This window comes from Streptomyces bottropensis ATCC 25435 (genome assembly GCF_000383595.1).
Classification (GTDB): Bacteria; Actinomycetota; Actinomycetes; order Streptomycetales; family Streptomycetaceae; genus Streptomyces; species Streptomyces bottropensis.
On sequence record NZ_KB911581.1, the window covers coordinates 6,416,836 to 6,440,754 of the forward strand.

Annotated in this window: 21 protein-coding genes; 17 read left to right on the plus strand and 4 right to left on the minus strand. The window is 72.7% G+C overall.

Annotation, left to right across the window (positions count from 1 at the left end; translation table 11 throughout):
- The first annotated feature begins 2 nt into the window (after nucleotides 1-2).
- From zwf to pgl, 3 genes are read left to right on the plus strand one after another with little or no spacing between them, the layout of a single operon-like run.
- Nucleotides 3-1,526, plus strand: a complete 1,524-nt coding sequence (gene zwf / locus STRBO_RS0128630; RefSeq protein ID WP_028796898.1) for a glucose-6-phosphate dehydrogenase — start codon at nucleotides 3-5, stop codon at nucleotides 1,524-1,526.
- The gene (gene opcA / locus STRBO_RS0128635; protein ID WP_005477908.1) at nucleotides 1,523-2,728 is read left to right on the plus strand and encodes a glucose-6-phosphate dehydrogenase assembly protein OpcA; all 1,206 of its coding nucleotides are present in this window, start codon (nucleotides 1,523-1,525) and stop codon (nucleotides 2,726-2,728) included. Before zwf ends, opcA begins: the two co-directional genes overlap by 4 nt.
- Complete coding sequence (pgl, locus tag STRBO_RS0128640) at nucleotides 2,725-3,507, plus strand: 6-phosphogluconolactonase (RefSeq protein WP_005477909.1); 783 nt, start codon at nucleotides 2,725-2,727, stop codon at nucleotides 3,505-3,507. The genes opcA and pgl overlap by 4 nt, the downstream gene beginning before the upstream one ends.
- A 120-nt stretch (nucleotides 3,508-3,627) precedes the next feature.
- On the opposite strand, the gene STRBO_RS0128645 is transcribed toward pgl, so the two are convergent.
- Nucleotides 3,628-5,040, minus strand: a complete 1,413-nt coding sequence (locus STRBO_RS0128645) for an MFS transporter (RefSeq protein WP_005477910.1) — start codon at nucleotides 5,038-5,040, stop codon at nucleotides 3,628-3,630.
- 535 nt (nucleotides 5,041-5,575) lie between these two features.
- Between STRBO_RS0128645 and STRBO_RS0128650 the strand changes: the two genes are divergently transcribed.
- The 14 genes from STRBO_RS0128650 (at nucleotide 5,576) to fabG (ending at nucleotide 21,001) form a co-directional block, all read left to right on the plus strand.
- Nucleotides 5,576-6,415: a class I fructose-bisphosphate aldolase family protein gene (locus STRBO_RS0128650; RefSeq protein ID WP_028796899.1), complete on the plus strand. Its 840-nt coding sequence runs from the start codon at nucleotides 5,576-5,578 to the stop codon at nucleotides 6,413-6,415.
- Nucleotides 6,412-7,665, plus strand: coding sequence for a 3-dehydroquinate synthase II family protein (locus STRBO_RS0128655; RefSeq protein ID WP_005477913.1), 1,254 nt, complete (start codon nucleotides 6,412-6,414; stop codon nucleotides 7,663-7,665). The genes STRBO_RS0128650 and STRBO_RS0128655 overlap by 4 nt, the downstream gene beginning before the upstream one ends.
- 6 nt (nucleotides 7,666-7,671) lie before the next feature.
- Entirely contained in the window at nucleotides 7,672-9,087 is a 1,416-nt protein-coding gene (locus STRBO_RS0128660) for a class I adenylate-forming enzyme family protein (RefSeq protein WP_005477914.1), read from the plus strand.
- 96 nt (nucleotides 9,088-9,183) lie between these two features.
- Entirely contained in the window at nucleotides 9,184-9,468 is a 285-nt protein-coding gene (locus tag STRBO_RS0128665) for an acyl carrier protein (protein ID WP_225967402.1), read from the plus strand.
- A complete protein-coding gene (locus STRBO_RS0128670; protein ID WP_005477918.1) occupies nucleotides 9,465-9,806 on the plus strand; it encodes a hypothetical protein in 342 nt (113 codons plus the stop codon). The genes STRBO_RS0128665 and STRBO_RS0128670 overlap by 4 nt, the downstream gene beginning before the upstream one ends.
- The gene (locus STRBO_RS0128675; protein ID WP_005477920.1) at nucleotides 9,796-11,025 is read left to right on the plus strand and encodes a beta-ketoacyl-[acyl-carrier-protein] synthase family protein; all 1,230 of its coding nucleotides are present in this window, start codon (nucleotides 9,796-9,798) and stop codon (nucleotides 11,023-11,025) included. Before STRBO_RS0128670 ends, STRBO_RS0128675 begins: the two co-directional genes overlap by 11 nt.
- A gap of 86 nt (nucleotides 11,026-11,111) precedes the next feature.
- Nucleotides 11,112-11,930 carry a hypothetical protein gene (locus tag STRBO_RS0128680; RefSeq protein WP_005477921.1) on the plus strand — a complete coding sequence of 273 codons (819 nt, stop codon included), beginning with the start codon at nucleotides 11,112-11,114 and terminating at the stop codon, nucleotides 11,928-11,930.
- On the plus strand, nucleotides 11,917-13,638 hold the full coding sequence (locus STRBO_RS0128685; RefSeq protein ID WP_005477923.1) for a class I adenylate-forming enzyme family protein: 1,722 nt from the start codon (nucleotides 11,917-11,919) through the stop codon (nucleotides 13,636-13,638). Before STRBO_RS0128680 ends, STRBO_RS0128685 begins: the two co-directional genes overlap by 14 nt.
- On the plus strand, nucleotides 13,635-14,189 hold the full coding sequence (locus STRBO_RS0128690; protein WP_005477925.1) for a hypothetical protein: 555 nt from the start codon (nucleotides 13,635-13,637) through the stop codon (nucleotides 14,187-14,189). The genes STRBO_RS0128685 and STRBO_RS0128690 overlap by 4 nt, the downstream gene beginning before the upstream one ends.
- A 3-nt stretch (nucleotides 14,190-14,192) precedes the next feature.
- Complete coding sequence (locus tag STRBO_RS0128695) at nucleotides 14,193-15,113, plus strand: NAD-dependent epimerase/dehydratase family protein (RefSeq protein WP_005477927.1); 921 nt, start codon at nucleotides 14,193-14,195, stop codon at nucleotides 15,111-15,113.
- Nucleotides 15,110-17,188: an FAD/NAD(P)-binding protein gene (locus STRBO_RS0128700; protein WP_005477929.1), complete on the plus strand. Its 2,079-nt coding sequence runs from the start codon at nucleotides 15,110-15,112 to the stop codon at nucleotides 17,186-17,188. Before STRBO_RS0128695 ends, STRBO_RS0128700 begins: the two co-directional genes overlap by 4 nt.
- 5 nt (nucleotides 17,189-17,193) lie before the next feature.
- Nucleotides 17,194-18,702: a nitrosuccinate lyase gene (locus STRBO_RS0128705; RefSeq protein ID WP_202498777.1), complete on the plus strand. Its 1,509-nt coding sequence runs from the start codon at nucleotides 17,194-17,196 to the stop codon at nucleotides 18,700-18,702.
- Nucleotides 18,699-20,288 carry an MFS transporter gene (locus STRBO_RS0128710; RefSeq protein ID WP_005477931.1) on the plus strand — a complete coding sequence of 530 codons (1,590 nt, stop codon included), beginning with the start codon at nucleotides 18,699-18,701 and terminating at the stop codon, nucleotides 20,286-20,288. The genes STRBO_RS0128705 and STRBO_RS0128710 overlap by 4 nt, the downstream gene beginning before the upstream one ends.
- Entirely contained in the window at nucleotides 20,285-21,001 is a 717-nt protein-coding gene (fabG, locus tag STRBO_RS0128715; protein ID WP_005477932.1) for a 3-oxoacyl-ACP reductase FabG, read from the plus strand. Before STRBO_RS0128710 ends, fabG begins: the two co-directional genes overlap by 4 nt.
- 66 nt (nucleotides 21,002-21,067) lie before the next feature.
- Here the strand turns inward: fabG and pgi are convergent, their stop codons facing one another.
- The 3 genes from pgi to secG form a co-directional block, all read right to left on the minus strand.
- The gene (gene pgi, locus STRBO_RS0128720; RefSeq protein ID WP_005477933.1) at nucleotides 21,068-22,720 is read right to left on the minus strand and encodes a glucose-6-phosphate isomerase; all 1,653 of its coding nucleotides are present in this window, start codon (nucleotides 22,718-22,720) and stop codon (nucleotides 21,068-21,070) included.
- Nucleotides 22,721-23,041: 321 nt separating this feature from the next.
- Nucleotides 23,042-23,377 (minus strand): RNA polymerase-binding protein RbpA, encoded by a 336-nt coding sequence (locus STRBO_RS0128725; protein ID WP_003957010.1) that lies wholly within the window; start codon nucleotides 23,375-23,377, stop codon nucleotides 23,042-23,044.
- 228 nt (nucleotides 23,378-23,605) lie between these two features.
- Nucleotides 23,606-23,836 carry a preprotein translocase subunit SecG gene (gene secG, locus STRBO_RS0128730; protein ID WP_005477937.1) on the minus strand — a complete coding sequence of 77 codons (231 nt, stop codon included), beginning with the start codon at nucleotides 23,834-23,836 and terminating at the stop codon, nucleotides 23,606-23,608.
- Nucleotides 23,837-23,919: the final 83 nt, after the last annotated feature.

The window sequence follows — 23,919 nt, forward strand, 5'->3', positions numbered from 1 at the left end:
CCTTGTCGAGCAGCAATCCGCTGCGTGACGCCGCGGACCGACGGCTCCCGCGTATCGCGGGGCCGTCGGGCCTGGTCATCTTCGGCGTCACAGGCGATTTGTCACGTAAAAAGCTGATGCCTGCCGTGTACGACCTCGCCAACCGCGGACTGCTGCCGCCGGGCTTCTCGCTCGTCGGCTTCGCACGCCGGGAATGGGCCAACGAGGACTTCGCGCAGGAGGTGCACGACGCGGTCAAGGAGCACGCGCGCACGCCCTTCCGCGAGGAGGTCTGGCAGCAGCTCATCCAGGGCATGCGGTTCGTCCAGGGCACCTTCGACGACGACGAGTCCTTCGAGCGGCTGCGCGACACCATCGAGGAGCTGGACAAGGCGCAGGGGACGGGCGGCAACTTCGCCTTCTACCTGTCCGTGCCGCCGTCCGCGTTCCCGGTGGTGATCCAGCAGCTGAAGAAGCACGGTCTGGCCGACCAGAGCAGCGGCTCCTGGCGGCGCGCGGTCATCGAGAAGCCGTTCGGGCACAACCTGGAGTCGGCCGAGGATCTCAACAAGGTCGTCCACGAGGTCTTCGCCCCGGACCAGGTCTTCCGCATCGACCACTACCTGGGCAAGGAGACCGTCCAGAACATCCTGGCGCTCCGCTTCGCCAACACGATGTTCGAGCCGATCTGGAACCGGTCCTTCGTCGACCACGTGCAGATCACCATGGCCGAGGACATCGGCATCGGCGGCCGGGCGGGTTACTACGACGGTATCGGCGCCGCCCGTGACGTCATCCAGAACCACCTGTTGCAGCTGATGGCGCTGACCGCCATGGAGGAGCCCGCCTCCTTCGACGCGGACGCGCTCGCCGCCGAGAAGACCAAGGTGCTCGGCGCGGTGAAGCTGTCGAAGGACCTGGGCCGGGACACCGTGTTCGCGCAGTACGCGGCCGGCTGGCAGGGCGGCGAGAAGGTCATCGGCTACCTCGAAGAGGACGGCATCGACCGCAAGTCGAAGACCGACACCTACGCGGCGATCAAGGTGCAGGTGGACAACCGCCGTTGGGCGGGCGTCCCGTTCTACCTGCGGACGGGCAAGCGCCTCGGCCGCCGGGTGACCGAGATCGCGGTGGTCTTCCAGCGTGCCCCGCACTCCCCCTTCGACTCCACCGCCACCGAGGAACTGGGCCAGAACGCGATCGTCATCCGCGTCCAGCCCGACGAGGGCGTGACGGTCCGTTTCGGCTCCAAGGTGCCCGGCACGTCGATGGAGATCCGGGACGTGTCGATGGACTTCGCCTACGGCGAGTCCTTCACCGAGTCCTCGCCCGAGGCGTACGAGCGTCTCATTCTCGACGTCCTGCTCGGCGACTCGAACCTCTTCCCGCGCACCGAGGAGGTCGAGCTGTCCTGGAAGATCCTCGACCCGATCGAGGAGTACTGGGACAAGAGCGGCAGGCCCGCGCAGTACCAGGCGGGCACCTGGGGTCCCGTCGAGGCGGACCAGATGCTGCAACGAGACGGACGGAGCTGGCGCCGGCCATGAAGACGGACCTCACGGACACCACGGCCAGCAAGATCAACAAGGCGCTGGTGAAGGCCCGCCGGGAGATAGGGACCCCGGCGGTCGGCATGGTGCTCACGCTGGTCATCGTGACGGACGAGGAGAACGCGTACGACGCGCTCAAGTCCGCCAACGACGCCTCCCGCGAGCACCCCTCGCGCACGATCGTGGTCATCAAGCGTGTCTCCCGCTCCCCCCGGGACCGCACGAAGTCCCGCCTCGACGCCGAGGTACGGGTGGGCGCGGACGCCGGCACCGGTGACACGGTCGTCCTGCGGCTGTACGGCGAGGTCGCGGACCACGCCCAGTCGGTCGTGCTCCCCCTGCTGCTGCCGGACGCGCCGGTGGTCGTCTGGTGGCCGGTCAACGCGCCGCTCGACCCGGCCCGCGACCCGCTGGGCGCGCTCGGCCAGCGCCGGGTGACCGACAGCTACGCCGCCGAGAAGCCCATCGAGGAGCTGCGGAGCCGCGCCGACAACTACGAGCCCGGCGACACGGATCTGGCCTGGACCCGGATCACCCCCTGGCGCTCCATGCTGGCCGCCGCGCTCGACCAGGTGGACTGCGAGGTCATCTCCGCGGAGGTGCAGGGCGAGCAGTACAACCCGAGCGTGGAGCTGCTGGCGATGTGGCTGGCGGACCGCCTCCACGTCCACGTACGGCGGGGGGTGTCGGCCGGGCCGGGCCTCAACGAGGTGCGGATGCTCACCAGCACCGGTCCCATCCGGCTGTACCGCCCCGCCGGGGGGCTCGCCCTCCTCACGCTGGAGGGCCAGCCGGACCGGGCGGTCGCGCTGAAGCGCCGCGAGACGTCCGAGTTGCTGGCGGAGGAGCTGCGCAGGCTCGACCCCGACGACACGTACGCGTCGGCGCTGCGGTTCGGGGTGGACCGGCTGGGCGGGGCGTTGTCGCCCGCGGCCGGCTCGGCGGGGGCGGCCTCCGAGCTGGACGGCGCTGCGGGACGGGGGGCCTCGGCGGCGTTGCCGCCGGCGCTTCCGGCTCTGCCGACAAGGTCGGCTGGTTCGGGTAGTTCGATCAGTGCGGCCGGCTCGTCCGCGTCCGGCTCGGCAGATGTGTCGAGGTCTGCGGATTCCGTGGCGTCCGCGGGGTCGGCCGGTGGCGAGGACTCCGAGCGGCCCACGCCGGCGCAGATGCCGCCCGTGAAGAAGGCGGCCTCGCCGTGAGCACCCCGCAGCTGGTCGTGCACCGTGACAAGGAGCTGATGGCTCAGGCCGCGGCGGCCCGGCTGATCACCAAGGTCGTGGACGCGCAGGCCTCGCGCGGCTATGCCTCGGTGGTCCTCACGGGCGGCCGCAACGGCAACGGGCTGCTCGCCGCGCTGGCCGCGGCGCCCGCCCGGGACGCGATCGACTGGGGCCGGCTGGATCTGTGGTGGGGCGACGAGCGGTTCCTGCCGGAGGGTGACGCCGAGCGGAACGTCACCCAGGCCCGGGAGGCGCTGCTGGACTCGGTGCCGCTGGATCCGAAGCGGGTGCACGCCATGCCCGCGTCGGACGGGCCGTGGGGTGCCGATGTGGGCGCGGCGGCCGCGGCGTACGCGCAGGAGCTGGCGCGGGCGGCGGGGCCCGAGAACCACGGGACCGTGCCGACGTTCGACGTGCTGATGCTCGGGGTCGGGCCGGACACCCATGTGGCCTCGCTCTTCCCCGAGTCGCCGGCCGTACGGGAGACCGAGCGGACGGTGGTGGGCGTGCGTGGCGCGCCGAAGCCGCCGCCGACGCGGGTCACGCTGACGCTGCCCGCGATCCGCGCCGCGCGTGAGGTGTGGCTGCTCGCCGCCGGGGAGGACAAGGCGGCGGCCGCGGCCATCGCGTTGTCCGGTGCGGGGGAGATCCAGGCGCCGGCCGCGGGTGCGTACGGGCGGTCGCGGACCCTGTGGCTGCTGGACGCGGCCGCGGCGTCGCGGCTGCCGCGGTCCTTGTATCCGCCTGCCTCGCCGTAAGTCCGTTCGGGTGCGGGTCCGGTGGGGGCTTCGCGCAGTTCCCCGCGCCCCTGAAGGCGCGGGGAACTGCGCGAGAAGCCCCACCGGACCCGCACCCGACAACGCACCCCGCTCAAGCCGTCAGGACGTGAAGTCGTCCTCACGGGTCTCCGGCAGCGCCCACACGCACAGCAGACTCACCAGGCACAACCCACCCGTGTAGAACCCGAGCACCAGCGGCGACGACCACTGGCTGTTCAGCCAGGTCGCGACGAGCGGAGCGAAGCCGCCACCCAGTGTGTTGGCCAGGATGAACGCCGCCGACGCCCCCGTGTACCGCAACCTCGCCGGGAACAGCTCCGCGAGGAACGCCGCCGCCGGGGAGAACATCAGGGCGAGCAGCATGAGCCCGACCGTGTACGCGCCGGTGATGACGAACCCGTCGCCCGTGCTGAGAGACGCGTACATGGGAACGGACCAGACCACGCAGCCGGCCGCGCCCGCCAGCATCAGCGGCCGGCGCCCGATCCGGTCGGCGAGCCGCGCGACGGGCAGCGTGATCGCGATCCCGGCCGCCGCCCCCACGCTCGCGGCGGTGAGCATCGTGTTCTGCGGGATGCCGAGCGATTTCGGACCGTAGGACAGGCTGTAGACGATCGTCAGGTAGTACACGGCCGAGCCGCCGATCGCCGCGCCCGTGCCGAGCAGCAGCCGGCGCGGGTGGCGCGCGAGGAGCGTCCCGAGCGGAAAGCGCGGCGCCGGGGACCCCGCGGATCCGGGAGAGGCGGGGGACGCCGGGGACGCCGCCGGGGACGAGCCCTTGAACACCGGCGACTCCGACACCGTCGTCCGTACCCACAGCCCGACCAGGACAAGCACCGCGCTGAGCAGGAACGGCACACGCCAGGCCCACTCCGTGAAGCCGTCGCGGCCCACGATGTTCAGGGTGGGCAGGATGACGGCGCTGGAGAGCAGGAAGCCGAGCGAGGGACCGACGTTGGGTATGGCGGCGTACAGCGCGCGGCGGCCGGGCGGGGCGTGTTCGGCGGCCAGCAGGACCGCGCCGCCCCACTCGCCGCCCATGCTGACGCCCTGCAGCAGACGGAGGGTCACCAGGAGGACGGGCGCGAGGAGTCCGGCGGTCTCGTAGGTCGGCAGGAGGCCGACGCCGACCGTCGCGAGGCCCATGAGCAGCAGGGAGGCGACCAGGGCGCGGCGGCGGCCCAGCCGGTCACCGATCGTGCCGAAGAGGACGACGCCGAGGGGGCGGGACAGGAAGGCCGCGGCGAAGGTGAGGAACGCGGCGAGGGTGGAGACGGTCGCGTTGCCGGAGGGGAAGAACGCCGGTCCGAGGACGAGCGCGGAGGCCGTGCCGTAGACGGCGAAATCGTAGTACTCGATGGTGGTGCCGATGAGGCTCGCGGCGGCGACCTTGGGCGCCTTGCTCGGCTCGGCCGGCGGCGAGGCGCCAGGCGTCGGGGAGGCCGACGACGGTAACGCGACCGATCTGGGGTCCACGGCCTCGGAGACGGTCTCGGACGGGGATTCGGGCATGGGGGGCTCACTTCCGGTACGCCCGGACACGAATGTCCGGGTGCAGAGGGGGACGGCCACGCATGAAACACGAACCGGAGTGTGGCTGTCACCCTAGGCCGCGAAATTCGATTCCCACAAGGAAGCCTCGGAAATGGCGGTCCGGGATCCCCGTCGAATTTTTTCGACGGACCCGTAGGCGACGTTTACACGCGACAACAGTGAATAGGGCATGTGATCCCGCGTGATCCCTATGTGATCCGTGTGATCCCGCTATGCACGCGGACAGGTCGGCAGAATGTGCCACGAACACCACCCTCGCACGGCGTCAACCCGGTAGAACCTGTCAAGTCGTTATCAAATAATCATGTGTCAACCTGCATAAAAATTGCCCACAGGTCACTCCTTGCCAACCCCCGATCACGCACGGAATGCTGACGTCCTGGCAGAACTTGAAAGTTCTACGACCATCGTTTTTCGGACATGGAGACCGCATCGGGTTGCCGCGGTTCGACTTTCTGAAATGCGGCCTCAGAGCCGGGAAGGCGCATTACCCATGCTGAAAACTGGCAAGCCATTGCGTTGGAGAAGACTTTCTCGGGCCGGTGATGACCGGCATTTGCTCATCCCTCTCGACCACAGCGTTTCGGACGGCCCGGTCGCCCCTCCCGGACAGTGGGAGGACCTCCTTCGGGCCCTGGTGGCCGGCGGGGCCGACGGGATCGTCGTCCACAAGGGGCGGGCCCGCGCACTCGCCCCGGACCTCCTCGGGAACTGCGCGCTGGTGGTGCACCTGAGCGCGAGTACGGCCTGTTCCGCCGACGTGGACGCCAAGGTGCTGGTCGGCGATGTCGAGGAGGCGGTGGCGCTCGGCGCGGACGCGGTCAGCGTCCATGTGAACATCGGCTCGGACACCGAGGGGCGTCAGCTCGCCGACCTGGGCGCGGTGGCCCGTTCGTGCGACACCTGGGGCATGCCGCTGATCGCGATGGTCTATCCGCGCGGCCCCCGGATCGAGAACCCGCACGATCCCGCTCTCCTCGCGCACATCGTGAACGTCGCCGCCGATCTGGGCGCCGACATGGTGAAGACGACCGTCGCCCTGCCGGTGGAGCGGATGGCCGAGGTGGTGGCCCACAGCCCCATCCCCGTCCTCGCGGCCGGCGGTCCACCGGACGGCTCCGACCTCATCGAGTACGGCACCGCCGTGATGGCGGCCGGCTGCCGGGGGCTCGCCGTCGGCCGCCGGATCTTCTCCTCCCCCTCCCCCGCCTCCCTGGTCTCCCGGCTCGCGGCCGTGGTGCACGGGTCCGGCGGCGACGGCATCACCGAAGACATGAGCATGACCGCTCCCCCCTCCCCCCGTTACTCGACGATCGTGGCAGGTGTCGCATGAGGTTCGCGTGGATCGATCTCCGTGAAGTCCCCCGTCCGCAGCTCCAGGCGGTGGTGGACGCGGCCGTCCACGCCCGGATGACCGGAGTGGTCTCGGCCGACGCCGAGTTGCTGGGAACGCTGCCGCCGACCGTGACCCGGGTGCTGGTGTCCGCGGAGCCCGCGGCGGCGCTCGCGAGGAAGCCGGCCGACAAGTCCGCCGACAAGGGGGGCAAGGAGCCCAAGGGCGCGGGTGACGCCAAGTCCTCCGGCGCGGCCGGGACCCTCGCGGACGCCGGGATCGACGTCCTGCTGCGGAAGTTCTCCACGCAGGACGAGCTGGACGCGCTCGCCGCCGAGAACCGGGCCGCCGTCCGAATGCCCGGCTCAGGTGGGCCCGCCACGGGTGCGCCGGTCACCGCCGCACCCGTCGCCGGCTTCGTCGACGTACGGGACGACCGCACGCTCCAGCTGTCGTGCGTGGGCGCGATGGCGCTGCCGTACACGGTGATCCATTTCGCCGACCCGACGAAGATCCCGTTGGAGATCGTGCTCGCGGCGGCCGAGTCGGCCGAGGGCAAGCTGGTGACCGTCGTCGGGGACCTGGAGGAGGCGGCCATCGTCTTCGACGTGCTCGAACGTGGTTCCGACGGCATCCTGTTCACCCCCCGGAGTGCGGACGACGTGTTCGCGCTGGCCCGGCTGCTGGAGGCGACGACCCCGCAACTGGAGCTGTCCACGCTGACGGTGGAGAGCATCCGGCACGTCGGGCTCGGCGACCGGGTCTGTGTGGACACCTGCTCGCACTTCGAGGAGGACGAGGGCATCCTCGTCGGCTCGTACTCCTCCGGTTTCGTGCTCTGCTGCAGCGAGACCCACCCGCTGCCGTACATGCCGACCCGGCCGTTCCGGGTCAACGCCGGTGCCCTGCACTCGTACACACTGGGCCCCGACAACCGCACCAACTACCTCAGCGAGGTCGGCTCCGGCAGCGCCCTGCTGGCGGTCGGCGCCGACGGCCGCACCCGGCGGGTGGTGGTCGGGCGGGCCAAGCTGGAGTCCCGGCCGCTGCTGGAGATCCGCACGCACGCGGAGGACGGGCGCCTGGTGAGCCTGACCGTGCAGGACGACTGGCACGTACGGGTCCTCGGACCGGGCGGCAAGGTCCTCAACGTCACCGAACTGCGGACCGGGGACGAACTGCTCGGCTATCTGGCGCAGGACAAACGCCATGTCGGCCTGCCCATCGGCGAGTTCTGCAAGGAGGTCTGAGGCCCCATGGGCGAACTCGTGGCGGCCGCGGCCGGTGAGGACGGGATGGGCGTCCTCGTCCAGCGGCTGTTCGACGCGCGGGACGACGACCTGCCGTATCTGACGCATCAGCGGGAGACCGTCGGCCGGGGCGGGTTACGGGAGCGGGTGGCCAAGCAGGCCGCCGTGTTCGCCGGCTACGACATCGGGCCCGGCAGCACGGTGGGGCTGCGGACGCCGCCCAGTTTCACCCAGGTCGAGGTGCTGCTCGCGCTGTGGCGGCTGGGCGCGCAGGTGATGCTGTTCGACTTCCGGCTCAAGCCAGCCGAGGTGGACGCGCTCTGCGCCGGCTGCCGGCCGCAGTTCATGGTCCGGGCCGGGTCCAACGTCCGGTCGGCCTTCGGCTTCCGGCCCGAGTACGAGGTCGCCACCGAGTGCCGCAGAGGCGGCCGGCCGGCCTCGGGCGGGCACCGGCTGGTCCAGTTCAGCTCGGGCTCCACCGGGCGTCCGAAGGTGATCGGCAGGACTCCCGGGTCGATCGCCGCCGAGATCGAGTCGTTCGCGGCGGTCCCCGGCATGCCGGGCGAGGGCGACCGGCTGCTGCTGCTCAGCTCCACGGCACACAGCTTCGGCCTGATCGGCGGGCTGCTGCACGCGCTGGCGGCCGGCGTCCAGGTCGTCTTCGCGCCCCGGGTCTCCGCCCGCGAGATCCTGCGGACCTCGGCCGAACACCGGATCACCCATCTGTTCGGGGTGCCGATGCACTACGAACTGCTCGCCGCCGCCCTCGATCCTCCCGAGCTGTCCGAGCTGCGGACCGCCGTCTCCGGTGGTGAGCTGATGCCCCCCGAGGTCGCCGCGCGGTTCGCCGAACGGTACGGCGTCGCGGTCGGCGAGGCCTACGGCACCACCGAGACCGGCATCGTCGCCATCGACGTCGGCGGCACGCTCCGGCCCACGGTCGGGCGGCCCGCGCCCGGTGTGCTGGTCCGGGAGCACAAGGGTGAACTGGACGTGGCGCTCGACGCGTCGCCGTACCTCTTCGACTCCGGCGGCACCCAGTACGAGGACGGCTGGCTGCACACCCGCGACCGGGCCACGGTGGACGCCGACGGGACGGTCACCGTGGGCGGCCGCGCCGACTCCCTCGTCGTCGTCGGCGGCCTCAAGGTCGACCTCACCGAGGTCGAGCAGGTGCTCCGCGCGCACCCGGCCGTCGAACAGGCGGTCCTGGTCCACGAGGACGTGACCGAGGCGTACGTGGCGGTCGCCGCCGGGGCCGGGAGCCCGTCGGCGGAGGAGCTGCTGCGCTGGTGCCGGGAGCGGCTCGCCGACCACAAGCTGCCCCGCGTGATCCGGGTGCTGGACACCCTGCCCCGCACCTCGAACGGGAAGCTGGTCCGCCGGGCGGCCACGCTCCAGGCGGCGGCGAGCGGCGCGTAGCGGCCCGACGGCCGACCCCCGAGAGCGGCGACTCCCACGACGAGCAGTCCTCGCACGACTTTTCGCATGACCTTCTCACGACATTCCCCCATGGAGATGGCGATCATGAGCACGTCCACCCTGGACAACGAGATCCGCGAGTTCGTCCTGACCACGGTCATCGACGAGATGAACATCCTGCTGAGCCGCGACGGCATCACGGACGAGAGCCCGGTGACCGTCGGCGGGCTGGAGCTGGACTCCCTGAGCCTGATCGAGCTGACGCTGCGGCTGGAGTCGCGGTTCGGCGTGGAGATCCCGGACACCGACATCGAGCCGCTGGCCTCCCTGACCCTCGGCGGGCTCGTCACCGAGGTCGTCCGACGCGGGGCGAAGGCATGAGCGCGGAGGTCTCCGCGCCGTCCGTCCCGGGCACGTCACCGTCGTCCGTACCGGGCACCTCCGCGTCGTCCGTGATCACCCTCGGCACCGTCCGGGAGCTGCTGTCCGACCGCAAGATCTTCCCCGGGGTCCCGGACGACCTCGGCGACGACTCCGAACTGGTCCTGGACTCACTGGGGTTGGTGTGGCTGCTGCACGTGGTGGAGGAGCGGTACGGCCTGGTGGTGGAGCCCGGCGACGACGACATCGCGAACCTGACCTCGCTCCGGCGGCTCACGGAGTTCCTGGGCGCGTCCGCGGCGGACGCGGCGCAGGGGGGTGACCGCGTTGACCGGTGACGTGACGGTGACCGGATTCGGTGTGCGCACGGCCTTCGGCGCGGGCGCGGACGCCCTGCGTCGCGGTGTCTTCGCCGGCGTCCCCTCCTTCACCCCCACCACCCGCTTCGACACCGGCCCGTACCGCACCCCGATGGCCGGCGCCGCCCCCGACGGCCCCGACGGAGCCGAGCACCGGGCCCTGCGCCCCGCCCTCGCGGACTGCGGAAGGGAGGCGCTCGACATGGCGGGCCTGCCCCCGGGCACCGAGGCGGCGGTCCTGCTGGGTATCGCGGGCGACTGCACGAGCATCACGCGCCACTGGCGGGACGCGGCGGCGGGGCCGGGTGCGGAGACGAGCGGTGGCGCCGACGGGCGCGACGAAGCCGCGTCCGGGCCCGCCGACGCGGCGGCGCACCTCGCCGACGCCGTCCCGGCGCACCTCGCCGAGTCGCTGGCCCGGGGCCTCGGCCTGACGGGGCCCCGGCTCACGTTCACCAACGCCTGTGTGGCCTCCGCCGCCGCGATCATCCATGCCTGCCGGCTGATCTCGTCCGGCCGGACCGATGTGGCGGTGTGCGCCGGCGGCTACCTCGTGGAGGAGGAGACGTTCGGGAAGTTCGACTCGGGGCGGGCGCTGTCCCGGGACGGCATGGTGCGGCCGTTCAGCGCGGACCGCACCGGGCTGCTGCTCGGCGACGGGGTCGCGGCGGTCGTGCTGGAGTCCGCCGAGCACGCGCGGCGGCGCGGGGCCCGGCCGCTGGCGGGCGTGGTCGGCTGGGGGGCGGCCACCGACGCCCACCACATCGCCCAGCCGCACCCGGAGGGCGTGGGCCTGGCCCGCGCGGCCCGGCAGGCGCTGCGGCTGGCCGGGGACCCCGACGGGTCGGCCCTCGGCTATGTCAACGCGCACGGCACCGGCACCAAGTACAACGACGGCGCCGAGACCCGGGGGCTGCGCGCCGCCCTCGCGGAGCGGGCCGGGTCGGTCCCGGTCAGCTCCACCAAGAGCACCACCGGCCATCTCCTGGAGGCGGCCGGAGTCGTGGAGTTCGTGATCACGGTGCTGGCCCTCATGGACGGCGTACTGCCGCCGACCGCGGGCCTCACGCGGCCGGACCCCGAGTGCGACCTCGACTACGTGCCGAACCGGGCCCGGCAGGCCGACCTGCGCCGGGCCCTGACCATCAACGCCGCGTTCGGCGGCGCCAACACCGCACTCGTCCTGGAGCGGCCGTGACGACGACGGACCACGGTGGGAGAGCCGCGCCGACAGCCACTCCGACCAGCACACGGACAAGCACGCCGGCCCGCGCGGAGGAGACCGTGCCGGCCGGGAAGGGGCCCCTGCGTTCGCCGCTGGGCGTCCTCACCACCGCCACCGCGACGCACGCCACCGGGCGGCCCGACGACATCCCGCTGCCCCGGCTGCCGGGGTTCGTGGAGTCGGCGTTCAGCCCGTTGGCGTACGAGGTCGCCGCGCGGTGCCTGACCGAGCGGCCCGGGGACGGGGCCCGTACGGCCGTCGTGCTGGCGAGCCTCATGGGGGACACCACCACGGCCGATCTGGCGAGCCGGCGGGTGGTGTCCGGGCGGGTCCACAACCCGCTGCTGTTCATGCAGGCCACGCCCAACTCCGTGCTGGGGCACATCAGCCGGGAGTTCCGGATCACCGGGCAGATGTTCAGCCTCTCCACGCTCGACGATCCGGTGACCGAACTGCTGGCCATGGCCGACCTCCTCCTGGAGGACCCGGATCTCGACCGGGTCCTGGTGGCGGGCGTCGAACTGGGCGGCGGCGCGCGTACGGCCGCCGTGCACCGGGAGCTCTCCGCGATCAGCGGCCGGCCGGTCCCGGACCTCCCGGAAGCCGCCGCCCTGGCGGCGGCCGTCCTGCTCGGCCGCCCCGGCCCCGGCGTACCCGTGAGCGTCCGCGCGACGGACACGCACGACGGCGCGCGGCCGGCGGCCCTCGCGCACCCCGGCAGCGTCCAGGGCCTGTTCGACCTGGCCGCCGCCCACCGGCGGCTGCTGCGGGACGGCGGCACCCACGTCCTGGTCACCGAACCCCGGACGCCCGCGTTCCGCCTGGACGCCGAACGCCTCCCGGAAAGAAACGAGACGGAGACCCATGCTCATCAGTAGGCAGGAGCGGGCGCGGATCTGCTCCGACACCGAACTCGGCGCCGGCAACGTCCTCGGGCGGCTGCGCGCCTACGCACGCCCGCTCGACGAGCCGGTGCTGCGGACCGACGGCACCTGGCGCGCGCCGGACGGCAGCCGGCCCGAGGTGCTGACGCTCGGGCAGCTGTACGAGGTGGTGGAGACGTACGCGGGCTGGTACGCGGCCCGGGGCGTGCGGCCCCGGGACCCGGTGGCCGTCCACTCCTTCTCCGCCGCCGAGTTCGCGGTGAACTTCCTGGCGCTGACCTCGCTCGGCGCCGTCCCCTCGTTCGTCAACGGCAACCTGGCCCCGGAGACCGCCCGGGAGTACGTCCGCCGGCAGGGCGCGGTGGGTGCCTTCACCGACGAGGCCCACCGCGAGGTGCTGACCGGCGACGCCGAGGTCGCGGCGGGCGGGACCGGCCTCGGTTTCCTGGTGACCGCCGCCGACATCCGGCCGGAGCACCGCGCGTCGCTCCCGCCGTCGTACCCGTACCGGCACGACCCGACCGACCCGGTGCTCATCTCCCACTCGTCCGGCACCACCGGCATGCCCAAGGGGGTGCCGCACACCCACCGCACGCTGATGTACGCCCAGGTGCACCGGCTGCGCTTCTCCACCGGCGCCGACATGGAGCGCACGCTGGTGGGACTGCCCGGCGCGCACAACGCGATGGTGGCGACGCTGCTGTACTGCCTGCTGCTGCGCACGGACATCAAGCTGCTCTCCAGCCAGCGCGGCCCGGACGTGCTGGACGCCGTCGAGGAGTTCCGGCCGACGACCGTCCTGGCCTTCGCCGGGACCTTCGGCGAGATGGCGGCGGAGGACCTCGCGGCACGTGACCTGTCCAGCGTGCAGGTGTGGTTCAACACCGGGGACGCGGCGCACGAGGCGCACATCCGGGCGCTCGTGGAACACGGGAGCCACACCGAGATCCGGCGCGACCTGAGCCGGGTCCGGGTCGACGGCTCGGTCTTCGTGGACGGCCTCGGTTCGTCGGAGGCCGGGTACTCCGTCTTCCACAACCGGCACACCAAGGACACCTCGGCCTACTCCCGCCGCGTCGGCAAGCCGATCAGCTTCGCCGAGGCCGCGGTGCTGGCGGAGGACGGCACCCCGCTGCCACCCGGGCAGATCGGCCGGCTGGGTCTCAAGTCGCCCACGCTCACGCCGGGTTACTGGAACGACTCACTGACCTGGAACCGGATGCGGCTCGGCGGCTACTGGCTCACCGGCGACCTCGCCCACCAGGACGAGGAGGGCAACTTCTACCACCTGGACCGGGTCCCGGACGCCGTGCGCACCCGCGCCGGCATCGTCTTCAGCACCCGCACCGAGGAACTGCTGCTGGCCGGGCTGCCGAGGCTCGCCGACTGCACGGTGGTGGGGGTCGCCCCCGACGGCGTCCGCGCGGACTGGGACGGCGACGGGGAGGCCGAGGCGTACGCGCTGCTCCAGCTCGCGGACGGCGAGGGCACCGACGACGACGGTGAGAACGACGAGGTGTGGACCGCGCGCGTCAACGCCGTGCTGACGGCCGCCGGGTTCCCGCCGGTCACCCGGGCGCTGCGGATGAAGCCCGACGACGTGGCCAAGGGCGCCACCGGCAAGGTTCTCAAACGAGTGATGCGGGACCGGTTCGCGGCCCGCCTGGCCGCCGCGACCGCCGCCGAGGAGCAGCACGCATGAGCACGCACAGCGACGCCGACGGCGTCAACCACCGCGCCCGCGCCGGTGAGGCGTACCGGCTCTGGTGGCAGCACGACGCCAACTGGTACCAGGGGGTCGCCGCGCGGTACGGCCAGGAGGTCGCCAACGAGATCAACGCGGAGGCGATGGGGAAGGTCGCCCTGCACGTCGGGCAGCGCGTCGCCCGGCTGCGCGGACCGCTCCCGGACACCGGCGACAGCCGCAAGGACCTGGAGGAGCTGCGCCGCCGCTACGACGAGTGCGGCGACCGGATGTTCCCGCCGGAGCTGCGCAACGCCTCCACCGAGGTCGAGGACGACGACCTCGTCGTGCTCACCCTGAAGCGGAACTTCGCGATCACCATGGTCCGGATGGCCGGTTCCCTGGAGGGGTACCGCTGCCCCTGCACCGCCGTCCACGCGGGCTGGTCCGAGGGCCTCGGCGCGACCCTGACGGAGAACCGGGCCGAGAGCTGTCTGCGGGACGGCGACCCGGCGTGCCGTCTGCTCATGCGGATCGCCACCCCCCTCGCACCGGGTGCGGAGGGCTGAGGCGTGCGTGTACTCGTCGCCGGGGCCACCGGAGTGGTCGGGCATCCGCTGGTGGGCGCGCTCCGGGCGCGGGGCCATCACGTGAGCGCGCTGGTGCGGCAGGGCTCCCTGGGCCGGGCCCCCGAGGCCGACGAGGTGGTGGTCGCCGACGCCCTCGACCGTGCCGCCGTGCTGTCGGCGGTGTCGGCCGCCCGTCCCGAGGCGGTCGTCCACCAGCTGTCGGCCCTGCGGCTGCTGGGCGACGACCCGCCCGGAGCCTTCGCCCTCACCGCGCGGCTGCGCACCGAGGGCACCGCCCATCTGGTCGAGGCGGCCCGCGAAGCCGGCGCGCGCCGGCTGGTCGCCCAGTCCATCGCCTTCGCCGCCGCCCCGGCGGGCGATCCGGTCCTGGACGAGGACGCGCCGCTGTACGTGGACGCCCCCGACCCCGGCTGGGCCTCGACCGTACGGGCCGTCGCCGAGCTGGAACGGCGGGTGACGGGTGACGGCCCGCAGGGGGTGGTGCTGCGCTACGGCACGCTGTACGGCCCGCGCACCGCGTACGCCCGGACCGGCGCGACCGCCGCGTCCGTGCTGGCCGGACGGCTGCCGCTGGCCGGCGGCGGGGCCGGGATCACGTCGTTCCTGCACGTCGAGGACGCGGTGGGGGCGGCCGTGACGGCCGTCGAGTCCGACGCCACCGGGGTGTTCCATGTGACGGACGACGACCCCGCCCCCGCCGCGCAGTGGCTGCCGCACCTCGCCCGGACGCTGGCCGCGCCCTCCCCGCGCACGGTCCCCGCGGCTCTCGCGCCCCGGCTGCTCGGCTGGTTCATGGCCCACCAGCTCAACGCCGCGCACGGCGCCGCCAACGACCGCGCCCGTACGGCCCTCGGCTGGAAGCCGGTCAGAGCGAGCTGGCGCGACGGGCTGGGCCGGGAATGACCCGAACCGATGACGCCCTCGCCCTCTGCGTGATCGGCGCCGGTCCGCGCGGCCTCTCCGTGCTGGAGCGGATCTGCGCCAACGCGCGAGGGGTCGGGCGGCCGGTCGAGGTCCACCTCGTCGATCCGTACCCGCCGGGCGCGGGCGCGGTCTGGCGCACGGACCAGCCGGGCGAGCTGCTGATGAACACGGTCGCCTCGCAGGTGACCCTGTTCACCGACGACAGCGTGGACTGCGCGGGACCCTCGGTGCCGGGACCGAGCCTCTACGAGTGGGCGTGCGCGATCCGCGGCAGGGACGTCGAGGACGGCTTCGGCCGGGACGTCGCACAGGCCCTGCCCGCACGGGCGGTGGAGGAGGCCCGGCGGCTCGGCCCCGACACCTATCCGACCCGCGCGTTCCACGGCCACTACCTGGAATGGGTCTTCCGGCACCTGCTGCGCACGGCCCCCGCGCACGTGACGGTCCGCACCCACCGGACGACGGCTGTCGCACTCACCGACGAGGCCGAAACCGGGCACGACGAGGACACCGCGAACCCGCCGCAGCGGGTGACACTGGCGAACGGCCGGCGCCTGGCGGGGCTGGACGCGGTGGTGCTCGCCCTCGGCCACGGCGCTGTGACGCCGTCGCCGGAGGAACGCGCCCTACGCGCCTTCGCCGACCGCCACCACCTCGTCCACGTGGCCCCCGCGAACCCGGCCGACACCGACCTGAGCCGTGTCGCGCCGGGCACGCCGGTCGCCCTGCGGGGACTGGGCCTGAACTTCTTCGACTGCCTGGCCCTGCTCACCGAGGGCCGCGGCGGCACCTTCAAGGAGGGCGAGTCCGGTCTCGTGTACCTCCCGAGCGGCAACGAGCCCGTGCTGTACGCCGGTTCACGGCGCGGGGTGCCGTACCACGCCCGGGGCGAGAACGAGAAGGGCGCGCTCGGCCGCCACGAGCCGCGCTTCCTGACCCCGGACGTCATCGCGGGGCTGCGGCGCCGCGTGGCCGAAGGGCGCCCGCTCGGCTTCCGCCGGGACCTCTGGCCGCTCGTCGACCGCGAGGTACGGACCGTCCACCACGAGGCACGGATCCGCGCCGCCCGGGGAGCGGAGGCGGCCGAGGAGTTCGTACGGTCGTGCCTCGCGGACCCGGACGGGCGGGGTGAGGCGGCCCTGCTCGACCGTCACGCGGTCCCGCCCGGCGAGCGCTGGGACTGGGAACGGATCGAACGCCCTTACGGAGAGCGGAAATTCGCGGGCCGCGCCGACTTCCGGGACTGGCTGCTGGCGTATCTGCGCCGGGATGTCGCCGAGGCCCGTCGCGGCAATGTGCGCGGTCCGTTGAAGGCGGCGCTGGACGCCCTGCGGGACCTGCGCAACGAGATCCGGCTCGTCGTCGACCACGGCGGAGTCTCCGGCGACTCGTACCGCGCCGAACTCGACGGCTGGTACACCCCGTTGAACGCCTTCACCTCGATCGGCCCGCCGGCCTTCCGCATCGAGCAGCTGATCGCGCTGATCGAGGCGGAGGTCGTCCAGGTGCTCGGCCCGGGGATGCGGGTACGGGCGTGGACGTCCGGTGCCGACGCGGTGGCGGGCACCGGCGAGGGCGGTTTCCTCGTGGACGCCGAGTCGGTGGACGAACCCCCGGTGCGGGTCACCGCCCTGATCGAGGCCCGGCTGCCCGCCGTGGACCTGCGGCGGAGCACCGACCCGCTGCTCCGGGGGCTGCTCGCGTCCGGCGCCTGCGGCCCGTACCGGCTGGCGGGCGCGCCGGGGCACGAGCCCGGCGGGCTGGCGGTCACCGACGGCCCGCCCCGGCTGGTGGACGCGGCGGGCCGGCCGCACCCGCGCCGGTTCGCCTTCGGGGTGCCGGTGGAGGGGGTGCGCTGGGTGACGGCGGTCGGCATCAGGCCCGGCGTCGGTTCGGTGACGCTGGAGGACTCGGACGCGATCGCGCGTGCGGCGCTGGGGCTGGGGCCGGAACCCGGGTCGGCGCCGGGGCCGACGGCGGAGGCCGGGAGCCACGAGACCGCCGTCGTTCCGTCCCCGCATCGGACATCAGGCACGAGGAGTCGAGGAGCGTGAACGCGATGTCCGTATCCGTGGGCACCGATGCCGGCCTGCTCGCCCCCACCTGGGCGGGCACACCCGTCGCCGCCGAGGTGACCGACGAGGCGTGGCTGCAGGCCATGCTGGACGCGGAGGTGGCGCTGGCCCGCGCCCAGCACGCGGTCGGGCTGACCCCCGCCGCCGCCGTGGAGACGATCGCCGCGGCGGCCCGCGCGGAACGCCTGGACCTGGCTGCCCTCGCCCACGCGTCCCGGGCGGCCGCCAATCCCGTGGTCGCCCTGGTGACCGTCTTCGGGGAGGTCGTCGCCGCGAAGGATCCGGCCGCCGCGGAGTATGTGCACCGGGGGTCCACCAGCCAGGACATCCTGGACTCGGCGGCGATGCTGATCGGCCGCCGGGTGCTCGACCTGATCGCGGCGGACCTGTGCCGCGTGACGGCCGCCCTCGCCGCGCTGGCCGACACCCACCGCCGCACCGTTCTCGCCGGCCGCACCCTCGCCCAGCACGCGGTACCGACGACCTTCGGGCTGAAGGCGGCGGGTTGGCTGGAGCTGGTCACCGACGCGTCGGTGCGGGTGCGGGCGGTGGCCTCGCGGCTTCCGGCCCAGTTGGGAGGGGCGGGTGGGACGTTGGCCGCCTATCGGGAGTACGCGATTGTGGACCGCGGGGGCCCGGACGCAACAGGCGACGGCGGCACCGGTGAGGGCGGACTGGAGCTGCTCAAGCCGTTCGCCGAGGCGCTGGGCCTCGCCGAGCCCACCCTGCCCTGGCACACCGTCCGCACTCCTGTCGCCGAACTCGGGGCCGCGCTCCAGCTCGTCACCGGAGCGCTCGGGAAGTTCGCGCTCGATGTGCAGACGTTGTCCCGCACGGAGATCGGTGAGCTGTCGGAGCCGGCCGGGGCCGGGCGCGGCGCGTCCTCGGCCATGCCGCAGAAGCGGAACCCCGCGCTGGCCACGCTGATCGTGTCGGCCGCCCGGCAGGTCCCCGCGCACGCTCTCGTGCTGGCGCAGTGTCTGCTCGCCGAGGACGAGAGACCCGCCGGGGCGTGGCACGCCGAGTGGCAGCCGCTGCGGGAGGCGTTGCGCCTGACGGGCGGGGCCGCGCACACCGCCGTCGAACTCGCGGAAGGGCTGATCGTCCATCCGGAGCGCATGCGGGCCAACCTCGAACTGACCGGCGGCGCCATCGTCACCGAACGTCTGAACGTGGCGCTGGCCCCGGTGCTCGGCAAGGTCCGCGCGAAGAAGCTCCTGACCACGGCCTCGGCCGAGGCCGCCGACACCGGCCGCCCCCTGCGTGCGGTACTGGCCGCCGACCCGGAACTGTCCGCCCGGTTCACCCCCGACCGGCTCTCGGACCTGCTGGATCCGGCCCGGTACACCGGCGCGGCCGAGGCCCTGATCGACCGGGCGCTGCGCAGACACGCCGAGCTGGGCGGGGAGCGGCTCCGGGAACCGGACCGAGAGCGGCGCCGAGAACCGCACGAAGCTCCGCGCGGTCACGAGAAGAACGGAGACACGCGGTGAGCACCGTGAGCCGGACGACCGCGACACCGGCCGCCTCACCCGCCCGCTCCTGGCCCGTCCTCCTGGTCGTGGTCTGCGCGCAGATGCTGATCTGGCTGGACACCTCGATCCTCAACGTCGCCGTCACCACCCTCGCCGACCCGGTCGAGGGCCTGGGCGCGACCCCCGGCGAGCTGGAGTGGGTGGCGAGCGCCTACACCCTGGTCGTCGCCTGCACCCTGTTCGCGGGGGGCGCGCTGGCCGACCGTTTCGGCCCCCGCAGGACGCTGGTCGCCGGGCTCGCGCTGATCGGCGTGGCCTCCGGCGCGGGCGCGTTCGTGGACAGCCCGGCGTGGCTGATCGTGGCGCGGGCCTTCATGGGGGCGGGGAGCGGCCTGCTGATGCCCGCGACGCTGACGGTCATCGTGCAGAGCACCCCCGAGGAGAAGCGCACCCGGGCGATCGCGATCTGGAGTTCGTCGAGCGGCCTCGGCGTGGCCGTCGGCCCCGTCGCGGGCGGGGCGCTGCTCAGCCACTTCTGGTGGGGCTCGGTGTTCCTGGTCAACGTGCCGATCGTGGCCCTGTGTCTGCCGGCGGTCCTCGCCGTCGTCCCCGACCTCGGCGGCTCCCGCCGCCGGGTGCTCGACCTGCCGGGTCTCGCCCTGTCGGTGCTCGGCCTGGGCGGCGTCGTCTACGGCATCATCGAACTCGGCGGCGGCAGCGTCTGGTACGGCCCGCACGTCCTGTTGCCCCTGGTGCTGGGCGGTGTCGTGCTGGCGGTCTTCGTCGCCGGTCAGCGCAGGTCCGCGGCGCCCAGTCTGGACCTGAGGCTGTTCCGGCAGCCCGGCTTCACGGCGGGCAGCGTGGTGCTGCTGATCGCCTTCATGGCACTGGCCGGTCACCTGTTCTACGCGGCGTTCTACCTCCAGGGCCCCCGGGGCCTCTCCCCCGCCGACGCGGGCACCGTGATGATCGCCGCCGCCGTCGGCATCGTCCTCGGCAGTCAGGCGTCCCCGGCGCTGAGCCGCCTGTGGTCCGCCCGCTGGACGGTCGCCTCCGGCGTCCTGGCCACCGCCCTCACCTACGTCGCCTACGCCTGGCTCGACGGGAGCACCCCCCTCTGGGTGGTCGCCGTCCTGCTGTGGATCCAGGGCTTCGGCATGGGTCTGGTCGGCACGCCGGTCACGGCCGTGATGATGCGCGGGGTGCCGCCGCGGCTGGCGGGTGCCGGCTCCGCCGTCAACAGCGTCACCCGGCAGGTCGGCGGCACCCTGGGGGTGGCCATGGCCGGCTCGATCCTCGCCGGCGTCTACCGGCACCGGATGGCCGAAGCCGAACTGCCCGGCGCCACGCGGGGTCTGTCCCCGGCGGCCGAGGAACAGGCCCGCGCCTCCGCCGAGGCCGCCCGCTCCCTGTCCCGCTCCCTGGACCTGCCCGAGCTGGCCACCACGGCCGACCGCGCCTTCCTCGACGCCATGCACGCCGCCACGCTCTCGGTCGCCGCCCTCGCGCTCATCGGATGCGCGGTGGCCGTCGTGGGCCTGCGCACACGGCCCTCGGTAGGCGCCGGAGAGAAACCCGACAAAGAGAGACGGACAGCTCGATGACACAGCCCACGCCCCGCTCGGTCCTCGTCACCGGTGGCAACAGAGGCCTCGGCCTGGCCATGGCCCGCCGTTTCGCGGCGGCCGGGGACCGGGTCGCGGTGACCTACCGGGGCACCGAACCCCCCGGCGCCGAGGGCTTCCTCGCCGTCCGGTGCGATGTGACGGACAGTGCCCAGGTCGACCAGGCCTTCAAGGAGGCGGAGACCGCCCACGGCCCGGTCTCCGTCCTGGTCGCCAACGCGGGCACCACCCAGGACCGTCTGCTGGTCCGGATGACCGAGGCGGACTTCACCTCGGTCCTCGACACCAACCTCACCGGGGCCTTCCGTGTGGCCCGGCGCGCGGTGCGGGGCATGCTGCGCGCGGGCCACGGCCGTATCGTCCTGGTCTCCTCCACGGCCGCCCTGCGCGGCGCCCCCGGCCAGACCAACTACGCGGCGGCGAAGGCCGGTCTCGTCGGCTTCGCCCGCGCCCTCACCCAGGAGCTCGGCCCCCGCGACATCACCTGCAACGTCGTCGCCCCCGGCCTCACCGAGACCGACATGAGCCGCGCTCTCACACCGGACCAGCGTGGCGCACTGCTGCGGACCACCCCCGCCGGACGCCTGGGCACCCCCGAGGAGGTCGCCGACGCGGTGGTCTTCCTGGCCGGCGCCGGGTACGTCCGCGGCGCGGTCGTCCCGGTCGACGGGGGCGCCGGACTGGGGCACTGAGGCGGCGCCGCGGGCCGGGTGGGGAAGTGGACGTCGCGCGGCCGCCCGCTTCCCCGCCCCGTACGGCTACCGTCCGCGCAGTGTCCGGTACTTGGCGACCAGCGCCTTCGTGGACTCGTCCAGGCCGGGCACCTGCGCCCCTTCCGTCAGCGCCGGCTCCACCCGCTTGGCGAGGACCTTGCCCAGCTCGACGCCCCACTGGTCGAAGGAGTCGATGTTCCAGACGGCGCCCTGGACGAACACCTTGTGCTCGTACAGCGCGATCAGCTGGCCGAGGACCGACGGGGTCAGCTCCTTCGCCAGGATCGTGGTCGTCGGGTGGTTGCCCAGGAACGTCTTGTGCGGCACCAGTTCGTCCGGCACGCCCTCCGCGCGCACCTCGTCCGGCGTCTTGCCGAAGGCCAGCGCCTGGGTCTGGGCGAAGAAGTTGGCCATGAGGAGGTCGTGCTGGGCCTTGAGCGTGTCGCTCAGCTCGGCGACCGGCTCGGCGAAGCCGATGAAGTCCGCCGGGATCAGCTTCGTGCCCTGGTGGATCAGCTGGTAGTACGCGTGCTGCCCGTTCGTCCCCGGCGTGCCCCACACCACCGGCCCGGTCTGCCACGCCACCGGTTCACCGTCCCGGCCCACGTACTTGCCGTTGGACTCCATGTCCAGCTGCTGCAGGTAGGCCGTGAACTTGGACAGGTAGTGGCTGTAGGGCAGCACCGCGTGCGACTGGGCGTCGTGGAAGTTGCCGTACCAGATCCCCAGCAGCCCCAGGAGCAGCGGCACATTGGACTCGGCGGGCGCCGTCCGGAAGTGCTCGTCGACGATCCGGAACCCGTCGAGCATCTCCCGGAAGCGGTCCGGGCCGATCGCGATCATCAGGGACAGGCCGATCGCCGAGTCGTACGAGTAGCGTCCGCCGACCCAGTCCCAGAACTCGAACATGTTGGCCGTGTCGATACCGAAGTCCGACACCTTCCCGGCGTTCGTCGACAGTGCGACGAAGTGCTTGGCGACGGCGTCGGGGCCGGCCTTCAGCTCGGCGAGCAGCCACTCGCGCGCGGAGGTCGCGTTGGTGATCGTCTCGATCGTGGTGAACGTCTTGGAGGCGATGACGAACAGCGTCTCCGCCGCGTCCAGGTCACGCACGGCCTCGTGCAGGTCGGCGCCGTCCACGTTCGACACGAAGCGGACGGTCAGGTCGCGGTCGGTGTAGGAGCGCAGCACCTCGTACGCCATCGCCGGGCCGAGGTCGGAGCCGCCGATGCCGATGTTGACGATGTTCTTGATGCGCCGCCCGGTGTGGCCGGTCCACTCCCCGGACCGGATGCGCTCGGCGAAGCCGCTCATCCGGTCGAGCACGGCGTGCACGGCCGGCACCACGTTCTCGCCGTCGACCTCGATCACCGCGTCGCGCGGGGCGCGCAGCGCGGTGTGCAGGACGGCGCGGTCCTCGGTGGTGTTGATCTTCTCGCCGCGGAACATGGCGTCCCGCAGCCCGAACACGTCGGTCGCGGCGGCCAGCTCACGCAACAGCCGCAGCGTCTCGTCGGTGACCAGATGCTTGGAGTAGTCGACGTGCAGATCGCCGACCTCCAGCGTGTACCCGGTACCGCGCCCGGGGTCCGCCGCGAACAGCTCGCGCAGCTGGACCTCACCCTGCTGCTCCCGGTGCTCGGCCAGCGCGGTCCATTCGGGCGTCTGGTCGAGCCTGGTACGGCTTTCTGCGTTCATCTCGGACTTCAGCCTTCTTTCCTACCTGGTCCTGCGTACCTTGCCCCGCTGCCGGTCCCAACCTAATTGATCACAAGGGAACACGAGCCGTCGTCCCGCGGTCGTCCGGTGCAACAACGGATACGTCCCTACCGAGCACCGGTATCAGCACGGCGACGGACAGGGCGGGGAAAGCCGACGGCAACCGACATCGGCGGCGCGCTCCGCGGAACATGACCACGCTCCGGTAAGCGCCCTGACCAGCAGGAACGCGGAACTCGCGGGCCGCAGCCCCGGAACAGCTCCGGCCAGGCACCTTCGGTGCCCGGCCGGTGTCGACTTCTAGATCTCGCCCCGCAGTTTGGCGAGCGCCTCGGCGAGGATCGCCTCGCCGTCCGCGTCGCTGCGGCGCTCTCGCACATACGCGAGGTGCGTCTTGTAGGGCTCGGTGCGCGGTGGGTCCGGGGGGTTGTCGCGGTCCTGTCCGGCCGGGAAGCCGCAGCGCGGGCAGTCCCAGGTGTCGGGGACCTGTGCGTCGCTGGCGAAACTCGGCTGGGTCTCGTGTCCGTTGGAGCACCAGAAGGAGATGCGCAGCCGGGGTGCGGACTCGCCGCGCTCGGCTTCGCCCATCGGCCCCGCCCCGACCCGGCTTCCTCGGATCGCGTTGCCACTTGCCACGGTCGTAACTCCCTGCGTAATGGTGCGGCGAAGCGAGTCGGCGTTTCGCTTCGCTGCGAGCGCCTCAGTCTACGTAAGGCCCAACGCGCGTCCAGTGATTGGAGTTACATCCCGCCCACAGACGCAAGCCCCATGATAGGCCGCGTTCGAAGTCGCGTACCCGTCATGGGGCTTTACGTGCGGATTGGTGCGTCCGTGACGCGTTGTCTCTCGGTGTCGGCCCAAAGGTCAGTTGTTGACCTTCATCAGGATGCCGAGGACGATGATGCACGCGAACCACAACAGACCGACCACGACGGTGATCCGGTCGAGGTTGCGCTCGGCGACCGAGGAGCCGCCGACGGAGGACTGCATACCGCCACCGAACATGTCGGAGAGGCCTCCGCCCTTGCCCTTGTGCATCAGCACCAGCAGCATCATCAGCAGGCTGAAGACGATCAGGGCGATCGAGAACCCCATAACCACGGCTGGACCAACTTCCTCGGATTCTGATGGACTGCGGGGACCGGCCGCGTGGCCGGTCCCCGCAAGAGTACGACGTT

Excerpts from the sequence above, each read along its gene's own strand:
- opcA (WP_005477908.1), top strand. The coding sequence starts at position 1,523 with ATGAAGACGGACCTCACGGACACCACGGCCAGCAAGATCAACAAGGCG.
- STRBO_RS0128670 (WP_005477918.1), top strand. The coding sequence starts at position 9,465 with ATGAGCGCGGAGGTCTCCGCGCCGTCCGTCCCGGGCACGTCACCGTCG.
- STRBO_RS0128665 (WP_225967402.1), top strand. The coding sequence starts at position 9,184 with ATGGCGATCATGAGCACGTCCACCCTGGACAACGAGATCCGCGAGTTC.
- secG (WP_005477937.1), bottom strand. The coding sequence starts at position 23,836 with ATGGGGTTCTCGATCGCCCTGATCGTCTTCAGCCTGCTGATGATGCTG.
- STRBO_RS0128705 (WP_202498777.1), top strand. The coding sequence starts at position 17,194 with ATGTCCGTATCCGTGGGCACCGATGCCGGCCTGCTCGCCCCCACCTGG.
- fabG (WP_005477932.1), top strand. The coding sequence starts at position 20,285 with ATGACACAGCCCACGCCCCGCTCGGTCCTCGTCACCGGTGGCAACAGA.
- STRBO_RS0128700 (WP_005477929.1), top strand. The coding sequence starts at position 15,110 with ATGACCCGAACCGATGACGCCCTCGCCCTCTGCGTGATCGGCGCCGGT.
- STRBO_RS0128655 (WP_005477913.1), top strand. The coding sequence starts at position 6,412 with ATGAGGTTCGCGTGGATCGATCTCCGTGAAGTCCCCCGTCCGCAGCTC.
- STRBO_RS0128650 (WP_028796899.1), top strand. The coding sequence starts at position 5,576 with ATGCTGAAAACTGGCAAGCCATTGCGTTGGAGAAGACTTTCTCGGGCC.
- STRBO_RS0128660 (WP_005477914.1), top strand. The coding sequence starts at position 7,672 with ATGGGCGAACTCGTGGCGGCCGCGGCCGGTGAGGACGGGATGGGCGTC.
- STRBO_RS0128685 (WP_005477923.1), top strand. The coding sequence starts at position 11,917 with ATGCTCATCAGTAGGCAGGAGCGGGCGCGGATCTGCTCCGACACCGAA.
- STRBO_RS0128690 (WP_005477925.1), top strand. The coding sequence starts at position 13,635 with ATGAGCACGCACAGCGACGCCGACGGCGTCAACCACCGCGCCCGCGCC.
- STRBO_RS0128645 (WP_005477910.1), bottom strand. The coding sequence starts at position 5,040 with ATGCCCGAATCCCCGTCCGAGACCGTCTCCGAGGCCGTGGACCCCAGA.
- pgi (WP_005477933.1), bottom strand. The coding sequence starts at position 22,720 with ATGAACGCAGAAAGCCGTACCAGGCTCGACCAGACGCCCGAATGGACC.